Origin of the sequence: Micromonospora parastrephiae (genome assembly GCF_016802865.1) — a bacterium.
Lineage (GTDB): Bacteria > Actinomycetota > Actinomycetes > Mycobacteriales > Micromonosporaceae > Micromonospora > Micromonospora parastrephiae.
The window spans coordinates 1-11,539 of the sequence record NZ_JAEVHM010000179.1; the positions used below are offsets into that span (position 1 = coordinate 1).

Below are 11,539 nucleotides of genomic sequence, written 5' to 3' on the forward strand. Positions count from 1 at the left end.
GGGCGGGCTCGGTCAACGAGCGGCGGCGGCGGCGGCGGCGGCGGCGCGCGGATCAGCGGCCGGCGCGCGTTCGGCGAGGCGGGTCAGGTGGGTTTCGTGCAGCCGGCGCAGGGCGCGGACCCCGTCGACGGCCAGCTCCTTGTCGGCAGCCTGGAGGGCGACCATCGGAAGCAGGTCGTCGTCGTGCAGTTCCAGGCTGGCCCACGGCGCGCCCCGGTCGAAGCGGATTCCCCGGACGACCTCCCAGGGCAGGTCGTACGAGTTGATGACGTTCCGCACGCGAATGCCACGCGCGTCCGCCTCCACTCGCGGGCGGGTGAACAACAGGAAGCCCAACGCGCCGAAGACACCCAAGCCGATCATGGCGATCTGGTCACCGCGCTGGAAGCTGCCGTAACCGTCACCGGTCGGCCCGCTCAGCGAGGTGCCGACCAGAGCGAACACCACCACCAGCGCGACCGCGGCCGACCAGCAGACCAGCCGGATGCGGCGGGGCTTCAGGCGGACCAGTTCGGTTTCACTCACCCCACCAGTCTGCCACCCGCGCTCGCCCGGCCAACGCACCACCCGCCGAGCGACCCACCCGAGCTTGCCCCGAGCCCCGAGCCCCCATCGCCTCTTCGGTGGGGGCGGCCAGCGCCCCGGCCGGCAGGAACGAGGAGTACGCGGCGACCCGGGAACGCTGGTGCAGGGCACCCACCCCCATCAGGTCGTCACCGGTCGCGGGACGGAGCGTGACGGTCATCCGGACGAGGCTACCCGGCGGGGCGGGAGCTGCACGGTGGTCAGGTCCTCGGCGATGATCAGGTCACCGTCGAAGTGGGCGCGCGCCTCGTCGTGGAACCGGCGCGGGTCGGCGTACCGCTGGGAGAAGTGGGTGAGCACCAGCCGGCGTACCCCGGACTCGGTCGCCACCCGGGCGGCCTGCGCCGCGGTCAGGTGGCCGACCTCGGCGGCCAACGCGGCCTCCGACTCCAGGAACGTCGACTCGATGACCAGCAGGTCGGCGTGCTCGGCGAGGGCGTACACCCCGTCGCAGAGGCCGGTGTCCATCACGAAGGCGAACCGCTGCCCCGGCCGGGGCACGCTCACCTCGGCCCGGGTGACGCGGCGTCCGTCGAGGTCGAGGTGCCCGACGCGGATCAGTTCGCCGACGGCCGGGCCGGCGATGCCGTACGCGGCCAGCCTCTCCGGCAGCATCCGGTGGCCGTCCGGCTCGACCAGCCGGTACCCGTACGTCTCGATGGGGTGCCGCAGCCGGCGTGCCTCCAGGACGCCGCAGTTCAGCGCGATCCGCTGCCCGTCGGCCTCGATCGGGGTGACCGCCAGCTCGGCGGTCTCGTAGAAGGAGGTGGCGTGCCGCAGCCGGGCGAAGTACTCGGCGCCACCGGCCGGGAAGTGCACGGCCACCGGGTGCGCCACCCGGTCCAGGGAGAGCCGCTGGATGGTGCCCGGCAGGCCCAGGCAGTGGTCGCCGTGGAAGTGGGTGACGCAGATCCGGGTCAGGTCGGTGGCGGTGACGGTGGTGTGCAGGAGTTGGCGTTGACTGCCCTCGCCCGGGTCGAACAGGATCACCTCGTCGTCCCAGCGCAGCACGTACCCGTTGTGGTTGCGCTGCCGGGTCGGCGCCTGGCTCGCTGTCCCCAGCACCACCAGCTCGCGCATCGACATCGGCGGCCCTTTCCGGAAATGAAGCGACCCCCGGGGCGCTCCGCGCTGTCGCGCGGGCCGGCTGGACTGGGCCGGCACCCCGGGGGTCGGGTGGCTGTCTGGAATTCGCCGCACCGCTGCCACACGGTCTCGACGATGGTGCTGGTTGCCCGCCTGTCGGCGGACCGATCACTGTCGAGGACAGCGGCTAGCGGACAGCCACCTCACGAGTCCGATTCCTATACAAGTCTGGACCACCTCCTTTCACGTGTACCGCCACGCTATCGAGTCCCGGCCGGGCTCGGCAACGGATTTCGATCACATGGCCAAACGGGAATGCCCGGCCACCTGTCGGTGGCCGGGCATTCGAGGTCGCGCGGGTGTACGGCGGTCAGCTGGCGGTACGGGCCACGCCGACCGGACAGCTCAGCCCGTTCGGGCCGTGGTTGCAGTACCCGTTCGGGTTCTTCGTGGGCGCGAGATACTGCTGGTGGTAGTCCTCGGCGAAGTAGTAGCTGCCGAGCGGGGCGATCTCCGTGGTGATCTCGCCCTTGCCGGCGCGCGTCACGATCGGCTGGAACGCGTCCCGGGACGACTCCGCGATGGCCCGCTGCTCGTCGGTCGTCGTGTAGATCGCCGACCGGTACTGGGTGCCCACGTCGTTGCCCTGGCGCATGCCCTGGGTGGGGTCGTGGTTCTCCCAGAAGACCTTCAACAGGTCCTCGTAGGCGATCTTGGTGGGGTCGTAGACCACCTGGACGACCTCGGCGTGCCCGGTCCGGCCGGAACACGTCTCCTCGTACGTCGGGTTCTTGGTGATGCCACCGGCGTAGCCGGCGGAGGTGGTGTACACGCCGGGCAGCGTCCAGAACAGCCGCTCGGCGCCCCAGAAGCAGCCCATGCCGAAGACGGCGACCTGCAGGCCCTCCGGGAAGGGGCCCTTGAGCGGGGTGCCCAGGACCTCGTGCCGGTCGGCGACCGGCATGGCGATCGGGCGGCCGGGCAGGGCCTGGTCGGGCGAGACCATCTCGGCGTTCATACGGCGCAGGAACACGGTGGGACTCCTCTCGTACCTCTCCCAGCGTGTAACACCGGTGGGTAGTGCTTCCTTACCCGCGTCAGTGTGACTCAGGCCCCTGCCGGGAGGGCGGCGGCCACCCGGTCGGCGTGAGCCTGGGCCTCGGCGTCGTCGTCGTAGCGGGTACGCGGCCAGAAGAAGCCGCGCAGACCGTCGCCCTTGGTGCGCGGAACCACGTGGGTGTGCAGGTGGGGCACCGACTGGGACACCTTGTTGTTCATCGCGACGAACGTCCCACCCGCACCCAGACCGCTCTCCACCGCCACGGCCAGCCGCCGGACCAGCGCGAAGTAGCCCGGCAGCAGGTCGGCCGGCAGTTCGGCCAGGGTCACCAGGTGGACCCGGGGCACCACCAGCACGTGACCCTTGAACACCGGGCGGGTGTCCAGGAAAGCCACCCCGTCCGGCTCGTCGGCGACCCGGAACGCCGGCACCGTACCCGCCACGATCCCGCAGAACACGCACCCACTCATCGGCCCAGGCTATGCCGGGGTCCCGGGGGGCATGGCGGCCCCCACGATCGCATCGACTGTGATAGTCATTCACTGTTCTGGATACGTGCGCGGGGGCATCGTGCTGTCGCGACAGCGAAAGGACGCATCTTGACCAGCCGAAGAGGCACCGCCCTCGCCCTGGCGGCCCTGACCGCCGGGCTGCTCACCGGCACCTTCCCCGCCCAGGCCCAGGCGGCACCCGCGCCGACCGCCACCCCGGTGCCGCTGGCGACCGTGGCCGACGTGGTGTCGGCCGGCGACCGGGTCTTCATCAGCGGCGGCCGCTCCTCCACCGACGTCGCCGTGACCAGCGCGACGGGCGCGGTGGTCGGCACCCTGTCGGGTCTGCCCGGCCCCACCGACCTGCTGCTCAGCGCCGACCGGCAGACCCTCTACGTGGCGCTGCCCACCGCCAACGCCATCGCCGCCTTCGACACCGGCTCGCTGGTCGAGTCCGCCCGGTACGACACCGCGCGGGCGAGTGCCCGTCGTCGCTGGCGGTGACCGGGCGGTACCTGTGGTTCGGCTACGGCTGCGACCAGTGGGGCGGCAACATCGGCCGGATCGACCTCGGCCGTCAGCCGGCCCGGCTCAGCACCGGGGTGGCCAGCCAGGACTTCTACAACGCGCCGTTGCTGGCCGCGGCCAGCCAGAACCGGTCGGTGCTGCTCGCCGGGCAACCGTCGCTGAGTCCGGCGTCGGTGTACGCGTACGGGATCGGCGCCGGGGGCGCCTTGACCACCCTGCGCACCAACTCCTGGTCGGTGATCGGCAGCAATCTGCGTGAGATCGCGCTCGACCCGACCGGCACGACCCTCTACACCGCCGCCGCCTACCCGTACGAGGTGCAGGCGTTCCCGTTCGCCGACATCAGCACCCCCACCGCGACCTATCCCGCCGACGCGTACCCGAGCGCCGTCGACGTCTCCCGCGACGGCACCCGCGTCGCCGTCGGACGTGACGCCTCCTACGGCCCGGAGGTGTTCGCCTTCACCCCCGATGGCACGGAGCTGGCGCGCTTCGAACTCACCGGGAAGCTCGTCCCCGGCGCGGTGGCCTGGTCGCCGAACGGGGCCCGGCTCTACGCGGTCTCCGACGACTGGCCCAACGCCAACCAGGCAATCCTGCACATCCTGCCCATTCCGGCCGGCTGATCGGCTCTCAGCCCGTGGATCGGCGCGCGGTGGCCGGCCGGACGGTCCGGCCACGCGCGGGAGCGCGGTTCCGTTCCAGCTTCCGGGACGGGGCACTAGCCTCACCAGAATGAGTCACGGCTTCGAGACGCTCGCCATCCACGCCGGTCAGGACCCTGAGGCCCGCACCGGCGCGGTGATTCCACCGATCTATCAGACCAGCACGTACGCCCAGGACGCCGTCGGCGCGCCCCGGCTTGGCTACGAGTACAGCCGCTCCGGCAACCCGACCCGCGACGCCCTCCAGGAGTGCCTGGCGGCGCTGGAGGGCGGGCCGGTCGCGCTCACCTTCGCCAGCGGCCTGGCGGCCGAGGACACCCTGCTGCGGGCCGTCTGCCAACCCGGGGACCACGTGATCATCCCGGACGACGCGTACGGCGGCACCTACCGGCTCTTCGCCCGGGTCGCCCAGCGGTGGGGTCTGGAGTTCACCCCGGCCAAGGTCTCCGACCCGGCCGCGATCCGGGCCGCGGTGCAGCCCGGCCGTACGAAGATCATCTGGGTGGAGACGCCGACCAACCCGCTGCTGGGCATCGCCGACATCGCCGCCCTGGCCGGTGTCGCGCACGACGCGGGCGCGCTGCTGGTGGTCGACAACACCTTCGCCTCGCCGTACCTTCAGCAGCCGATCGCGTTCGGCGCCGACGTGGTGGTGCACTCCACCACCAAGTACATCGGCGGGCACTCCGACGTGGTGGGCGGCGCGCTCGTCGTCGCCGACGCCGCGCTCGGCGAGGAGCTGCGCTACCACCAGAACGCGATGGGCGGAATCAACGGTCCGTTCGACGCCTGGCTCACCCTGCGCGGCATCAAGACCCTCGGGGTACGGATGGACCGGCACTGTGACAACGCCGAGCGGCTCGCCGCGTACCTCGAGGGGCACGCCAAGGTGGCCCAGGTGATCTACCCCGGCCTGCCCTCGCACCCCGGTCACGAGGTGGCCGCCAAGCAGATGCGCCGGTTCGGCGGCATGATCTCGTTCCGGGCGGCCGGCGGCGAGGACCACGCCGTGGAGATCTGCAACCGGTCCAAGCTCTTCGTGCTCGCCGAGTCGCTCGGCGGCGTGGAATCCCTGATCGAGCACCCGGGCCGGATGACACACGCAAGTGCTGCCGGCTCGCCGCTTGAAGTTCCCGGTGATCTCGTGCGACTGTCTGTCGGCATCGAGACGGTCGACGACCTGCTCGCCGATCTGGAGCAGGCACTGGGCTGACCGCTGGGGAGGATGGCCGTGCAGGACATCATGGCGACCTGGGTCGGGGCGACCGCCAAGCAGATCGCCCGGGGGGTGCGCCGGGGCGACGTCTCGGCCACCCAGGTCGTCGCCGACCACCTCGAGTACATCGCCTCGGCCGACCGCGAACTGGCCGCGTTCCGCGCCGTTCGCGGCGGCGAGGCGATCACCGAGGCGGAAAAGGTCGACGAGCAGGAGGACCTGGCCAACCTGCCCCTGGCCGGGGTGCCGGTGGCGGTCAAGGAGAACACCCCGGTCGCTGGCCTGCCCACCTGGAACGGGTCGGCCGCGGTGCGTACCGACGTCGCGGAGGCCGATCACGAGGTGGTCCGCCGGCTGCGCGGCGCCGGCGCGGTGATCCTGGGCGTGACCCGGATGCCGGAGCTGGGCCTGTGGGCGCTCACCGACGACGACAGCGCGGTGACCCGCAATCCGTGGGACAGCTCGCGTACCCCTGGCGGTTCCTCGGGCGGCGCGGCCGCCGCGGTGGCCGCCGGGCTGGTGCCGATCGCGCACGGCAACGACGGTCTCGGCTCGATCCGGATCCCCGCCGCCTGCTGCGGTCTGGTCGGGCTCAAGCCGGGCCGGGGTGTGGTTCCCTGCCAGCTCGGCGCGGACGACTGGTTCGGTCTCACCGAGCACGGCATGTTGACCAGCACGGTCGCCGACGCGGCGGTCGGCTTCTCGGTGCTGGCCGGACGGCGGCAGGAGGGGGGTGCCGTCGCTCTCTGGAGTTCGACGCTGACCAGCTCCGCGTCGGTGAACCTCGTGGCGCCGGTGAACTGGAGGCTGTCGCCCGGCGCGGCGAGCCAGGAGCCGATCTGTTCACTGGTGCCGTTCGGGCCGTGCGCCACCAGCCGGAACGGGTACGCCTTGCCGTAGCTCGTCCGTGGGTCGTACCCGCAGCGCATGGTCACCTCGGTGCCCCACTTGTTGCCGGTCAGGCCGATCTCGGCGTGCACCGGCCCGGCCGCTGCCACCGGTCGCATGGCGACCATCGACACCCGTGGGCCAGGGGTCCCCACCGCCCCCGGGGTGCTCCGCAGCACCGTGACGGTGCCGGCACCGACCACCAGCGCCAGCGCGGCGGCGACCAGCCCGGTCACCGCGTACCCCCGGCGGTTGGACCACCGCTCGCGGCGCCGGCGGGCCCGGGCCTCCTCGAGCAGCGCGGGCACCCGGGGTGCGGTCGGCGGCGGCAGGAACTGCTCCAGCCCGGCCGGGTCGAGGCGGCCGAGCAGTCCGGGTAGGACGGCGATCTCGGCGACGGCGTCCCGGCACTCGGCGCAGCCGGCGAGGTGGCGTTCGTAGGCGGCCCGCTCGGCGGGGGCGAGGGCGCCCAGCACGTACGCGCCGTCGTCGTGCGCGAACTCGCACCGGGTCATCCCGTCACTCCCATCTCAGCCAGGACCAACCGTAGTGACCGCAGCGCGTAGTGGGTGCGCGACTTGACGGTGCCCGGTGGCACACCCAGCCGCGACGCCGCCTCGGCCACCGACCGTCCCTGGTAGAAGCACTCGACGAGCACCTCCCGGTGGGTCGGGCTGAGCCGGTTCAACGCCTCGGCGACGGTCCACGCCTCCACGGCACGTTCGGCCTCGTCGACGACCTCGGGCGGCTCGGGCATCTCGTCGGTGAAAACCTCGCCGACCCGGGTGGATCGGCGACGCCAGGCGTCGATGGCCAGGTTACGGGCGGTGGTGAAGAGCCAGGCCCGCACCGAGCCGCGGCGGGGGTCGAGCGATTCCGGGTGTCGCCAGGCCCGCAGCAGTGTCTCCTGCACCAGGTCCTCGGCGCGTTGCCGGTCGCCGTTGACCAGCCGCAGGGCGTGTGCGTACAGCGCCTCCGCGTGCTCGTCGTGCAGCGCGCGCAGCAGTTGGGCGTCATGGTCGCTGATGGCGGTCTCCTCACTTCCGGCGCGCGTCCGGCGGTGCGTTCGCCCGGGAATACGTGCGGTGACGCCGATCGGTTCAGACCGAGGTCAGACCGGTTGCGGGTCGGCGTGCACCCGGAGAGGTGTTCATGCCTGGTTCACATTGCGGCCGACGACCGCTCACCACGTCCTCCTAGCGTCCGGCTGGTACGCCCGCCGATGACCTTCCCGGCGCGCCACCGACTTCCCAGGAGGCCACTCCCATGAGCGACCGTCCCCGGCTGCTCCCTCTGCTGGGCGCCACCCGCCACGGCGCCCGTGACGCCATGACCTGTCTCTACCGCTGCGGAAACGCCTGTGACCACCCGGTCCCGAACACCTCCGACAACGCGTACTTCGGAGACGTGGTGAACGCGGAGGTCTCGCGGCGCGGCGTGGTCCGGGCCGGTGCGGTCGGCGCGCTGGTCCTCGGCTTCGGCGGCGCGGCTGCCGGCGCGCTGGCCGGCGCGGCTCCCGCCATGGCGGCCCCCACCGCCCCGGACGTTCCGGAGGGCTTCGGTTTCGGTCGTCCCAGCACCGGCGTCGGCAGCGGCGCCCTGTCGTTCAAGCCGATCCCGCCGAACAGGTTGGACACCCTGGTTGTGCCGAACGGCTACGACCACGCCGTGGTGATCAAGTGGGGTGACCCGGTGGTGCCGGGCGCGCCGGAGTTCGACGTGCACCACCAGACCGCCGCCGCGCAGTCCAAGCAGTTCGGCTACAACAACGACTTCGTGGGTGTGCTGCCGCTGGACAAGCGCGGTAACCGCGCGCTGCTCGTGGTCAACCACGAGTACACCAACGAGGACCTGATGTTCCCGGGCTTCCCGGGCCTCGACGGGCTCTCCGTGGAGCAGCTGCGCACCGCCATGGCCGCGCACGGGATGTCCGTGGTGGAGGTGGAGCGGGTTGCCGGCACCGGGCAGTGGAAGCCGGTCGGGAGCGGCCGCCGGCCGTACAACCGGCGGGTCACCGCGCTCGGCACCAAGTTCGACCTGACCGGTCCGGCCGCCGGCTCGGCGTGGTTGAAGACCGCCGCCGACCCCAAGGGCCACACCGTCGTCGGAACGCTGAACAACTGCGCCGGTGGTGTGACCCCGTGGGGCACGGTGCTCTCCGGCGAGGAGAACTTCAACCAGTACTTCGTCGGCGCCGACGCCGCGCCGGCCGAGCTGAAGCCGAAGCTGGACCGGTACGGCATCAGCACCGCCAGCCGTTACCCCAGCGGCAGCCGCAAGTGGGAGCGCGCGGACGAGCGCTTCGACCTGGCCAAGCACCCCAACGAGGCGCACCGGTTCGGATGGATCGTCGAGATCGACCCGTTCGACCCGGAGAGCCGCCCGCGCAAGCACACCGCGTTGGGCCGGTTCAAGCACGAGGGTGCGAACGTCATCGTCGCCAAGGACGGGCACGTGGTCGCGTACATGGGCGACGACGAGCGGTTCGACTACCTCTACAAGTTCGTCTCGGACAAGAAGTTCATGAAGGGCAACTCCTGGGCTGCCCGTAAGCACAACCTGACCCTGCTGGAGTCCGGCACGCTCTACGTGGCGCGGCTGGACCAGACCAGCGCCGGTGAGATCGACGGCTCGGGCACGCTGCCCAGCGACGGCGCGTTCAACGGCCGGGGCCGGTGGATCAAGCTGGTCAGCGGCAACCGTTCGTTCGTCGACGGGATGACCGCCGCGGACGTGCTCACCTTCACCCGGCTCGCGGGCGACAAGGTCGGCGCGACCAAGATGGACCGTCCCGAGGACGTCGAGCCGAGTCAGCTCACCGGCAAGGTGTACGTGGCGCTGACCAACAACACCGACCGTGGCAAGGCCGGCAAGGCGGCAGCCGACGAGGCCAACCCGCGGAACGCCAACAAGCACGGGCAGATCCTGGAGCTGGTCGAGGATCGCAACGACAACACCGCGGAGACCTTCGCCTGGTCGCTGCCGATCGTCTGCGGCGATCCGACCGATCCGTCGACCTTCTTCGCCGGGTACGACAAGACCAAGGTCTCCCCGATCTCCTGCCCGGACAACGTCGCCTTCGACGCCACCGGCAACCTGTGGATCTCCACCGACGGCAATGCGCTGGGCAGCAACGACGGCCTGTTCGCCACCGCCGTGGAGGGCCCGGAGCGGGGTCACCTCAAGCAGTTCCTGACCGTGCCGATCGGCGCGGAGACCTGTGGCCCGTTCATCACCGGCGACAACCGCTCGGTGTTCGTGGCCGTGCAGCACCCGGGTGAGATCACCGGCGCTTCGGTGGAGAACCCGGCCTCGAACTGGCCGGACGGCGACTACGCCAAGCCGGGTGTGGTGGTCACCTGGCGTCTCGACGGCGGCCCGGTGGGCAGCTGACGTTGCTCCGGCGGTCCGGCCCTGGACCGCCCCGAGAGGCCCTCTCCCAGCCCGGGAGAGGGCCTCTCGGCGTCGTACGGGGTCAGTGGTCGGCGGCGATGCCGTCGGCGACGCTGCGGGCGACCGTGAGCAGCTTGGCCCGCACCACCCGGGCCGAGGTCATCATCTCGCTGGCCGGCAGCGCGCACGCCAGCACGACCCGGCGTTCCATGTCCTTGTCCGGTGTGACCAGGACCGCGGCGCACGCCACACCCTGACGGAACTGCCCCAGCTCCAGCTGCATCCCACGCCGGTCGCCGGCGGCGAGGTCGGCCTCGAACGTCTCGGTGCTGGTCAGCGTGGCGCTGGTGAACGGCCGCATGCCGTACTCCCGCAGGTAGCGGAAGCGCTGGTCGGCGGTGAGAGTGGCGAGCAGCGACTTGCCGAGGGCGGTGGCGTGCGCCCCCTCGTCGAAGCCGGGGACCAGGTCCTCCAGGTAGGGCGACCGGTGCCCCTCGGCGACCGCCGTGATGGCCACCTGACCGCCGACGAAGCGGCCCAGGTAGTGGCTGTAGCCGGTGTCCACGGCGGCGCGCCGCAACGTCTCACCGACGGCCGGCGGACCCCGGAACGCGGTCACCAGCTCGCGGTAGCGGTCGGCCACCTCCAACCCCACGATGTACGTGCCGTCCTCACGACGGATCACGTAGCCCTCGTAGGCGAGTGTGCGCACCAGGTGGTAGGTGGTGGCCACGGTCAGCTCGCAGCGTCGCGCGATCTGCTTGACGGTCAGGCCCTTCGGGGCGCGACCGACCGACTCCAGCACCCGCAGCGCTCTGGACACGCTGCGGATCAGGTCCGAAGGTTCTGCCAAGGGGTCGCGCACAACCACCTCCGCCGCCGGGGACTTACACCATATGAAAAACAGGCCCGGTGCGAAATGCCTGTTCGGGTCGAGGATGTCAGATCACCATCCACAGCTTGTGCCCTGCCGGTCACGAGGAGTGCTCTGAACGACCCTCGCGTAGGTTTGCCGGACGATGAACGACACAGCCCTCACCCCGGCCACCGCCCGACCCCGACCCGTCCGGGCCAGCGCCGGTGCCGTCGCCACGACCGTGGCCTGCGTCCTGCCCGTCTTCCTGCTCGGCGGCCTCGCCGTGCAGATGGGCGCCGACGTCGGCTTCTCCCCGGCCGGCCTGGGCGTGGCCGTGGCCGTCTACTTCGGGGTCAGCGCACTGGCCTCGGTGCCATCGGGCCGCCTGGTCGAACGGTACGGACCGGCCGTGGTGGCCCGCTGCGGCATCCTGCTGGCCGCCGGGTCGATGCTGGCCGTGGCGGCGCTCGCCCGGTCGTACCCGATGCTGGTGGGGCTGCTGGCGCTCAGCGCCGCCGCGAACGCCCTCGGCGAGCTGGCCAGCAACGCGGCCCTCGCCCAACATGTGCCGGCGCGCCGGCAGGGGCTGTCCTTCGGCGTCAAGCAGGCGGCCATTCCGGTGTCCACCCTGCTGGCCGGCGCGGCGGTGCCCACCATCGCGCTCACCGCCGGCTGGCGTTGGGCGTTCGTGGCCGCCGCCGGTGCGGCGCTGACAACGCTGCCGCTCGTACCCCGGCACCATGCCGGCCGCGCCCGGACGGCCGGCGGCGG

The 11,539-nt window shown here is 71.8% G+C and carries 11 protein-coding genes and 3 pseudogenes; 6 read left to right on the plus strand and 8 right to left on the minus strand.

Annotation, left to right across the window (positions count from 1 at the left end):
- Positions 1–12: 12 nt before the first annotated feature.
- The 5 genes and pseudogenes from JNW91_RS25400 to JNW91_RS25420 all read right to left on the minus strand — a co-directional run bounded on the left by JNW91_RS25400 (position 13) and on the right by JNW91_RS25420 (position 3,201).
- Positions 13–525, minus strand: a complete 513-nt coding sequence (locus tag JNW91_RS25400; protein WP_203177904.1) for a PH domain-containing protein — start codon at positions 523–525, stop codon at positions 13–15.
- Between the two features lie 82 nt (positions 526–607).
- Positions 608–745: pseudogene (locus JNW91_RS25405) on the minus strand (GNAT family N-acetyltransferase); the annotation flags it as partial.
- A complete protein-coding gene (locus JNW91_RS25410; protein WP_203177905.1) occupies positions 742–1,671 on the minus strand; it encodes a ribonuclease Z in 930 nt (309 codons plus the stop codon). The gene JNW91_RS25410 and the pseudogene JNW91_RS25405, both read right to left, overlap by 4 nt.
- A 370-nt stretch (positions 1,672–2,041) precedes the next feature.
- On the minus strand, positions 2,042–2,704 hold the full coding sequence (gene msrA, locus JNW91_RS25415; RefSeq protein ID WP_203177906.1) for a peptide-methionine (S)-S-oxide reductase MsrA: 663 nt from the start codon (positions 2,702–2,704) through the stop codon (positions 2,042–2,044).
- A gap of 74 nt (positions 2,705–2,778) precedes the next feature.
- Positions 2,779–3,201 carry an HIT family protein gene (locus tag JNW91_RS25420; RefSeq protein WP_203177907.1) on the minus strand — a complete coding sequence of 141 codons (423 nt, stop codon included), beginning with the start codon at positions 3,199–3,201 and terminating at the stop codon, positions 2,779–2,781.
- Positions 3,202–3,330: 129 nt separating this feature from the next.
- On the opposite strand from JNW91_RS25420, the gene JNW91_RS25425 reads away from it, so the two are divergent.
- The 4 genes and pseudogenes from JNW91_RS25425 to JNW91_RS25440 form a co-directional block, all read left to right on the plus strand.
- Entirely contained in the window at positions 3,331–3,726 is a 396-nt protein-coding gene (locus JNW91_RS25425; protein WP_203177908.1) for a YncE family protein, read from the plus strand.
- Entirely contained in the window at positions 3,723–4,376 is a 654-nt protein-coding gene (locus tag JNW91_RS25430) for a YncE family protein (protein ID WP_203177909.1), read from the plus strand. Before JNW91_RS25425 ends, JNW91_RS25430 begins: the two co-directional genes overlap by 4 nt.
- Positions 4,377–4,485: 109 nt before the next feature.
- The gene (locus JNW91_RS25435; RefSeq protein WP_203177910.1) at positions 4,486–5,628 is read left to right on the plus strand and encodes a cystathionine gamma-synthase; all 1,143 of its coding nucleotides are present in this window, start codon (positions 4,486–4,488) and stop codon (positions 5,626–5,628) included.
- Positions 5,629–5,640: 12 nt separating this feature from the next.
- Positions 5,641–6,360 (plus strand): annotated as a pseudogene (locus JNW91_RS25440) (amidase); the annotation flags it as partial.
- 599 nt (positions 6,361–6,959) lie between these two features.
- Here JNW91_RS25440 and JNW91_RS34075 read toward each other — a convergent pair.
- Positions 6,960–7,034, minus strand: a pseudogene (locus tag JNW91_RS34075) (anti-sigma factor); the annotation flags it as partial.
- The gene (locus JNW91_RS25450; protein ID WP_109817284.1) at positions 7,031–7,546 is read right to left on the minus strand and encodes a sigma-70 family RNA polymerase sigma factor; all 516 of its coding nucleotides are present in this window, start codon (positions 7,544–7,546) and stop codon (positions 7,031–7,033) included. The gene JNW91_RS25450 and the pseudogene JNW91_RS34075, both read right to left, overlap by 4 nt.
- A gap of 239 nt (positions 7,547–7,785) precedes the next feature.
- Between JNW91_RS25450 and JNW91_RS25455 the strand changes: the two genes are divergently transcribed.
- Entirely contained in the window at positions 7,786–9,912 is a 2,127-nt protein-coding gene (locus JNW91_RS25455) for a PhoX family protein (protein ID WP_203177911.1), read from the plus strand.
- Positions 9,913–9,994: 82 nt separating this feature from the next.
- On the opposite strand, the gene JNW91_RS25460 is transcribed toward JNW91_RS25455, so the two are convergent.
- Positions 9,995–10,777 carry an IclR family transcriptional regulator gene (locus JNW91_RS25460; protein WP_203177912.1) on the minus strand — a complete coding sequence of 261 codons (783 nt, stop codon included), beginning with the start codon at positions 10,775–10,777 and terminating at the stop codon, positions 9,995–9,997.
- A 154-nt stretch (positions 10,778–10,931) separates the two neighbouring features.
- Between JNW91_RS25460 and JNW91_RS25465 the strand changes: the two genes are divergently transcribed.
- Positions 10,932–11,539: MFS transporter (locus JNW91_RS25465; protein ID WP_203177913.1), on the plus strand; the 608-nt coding region annotated here is incomplete at its 3' end.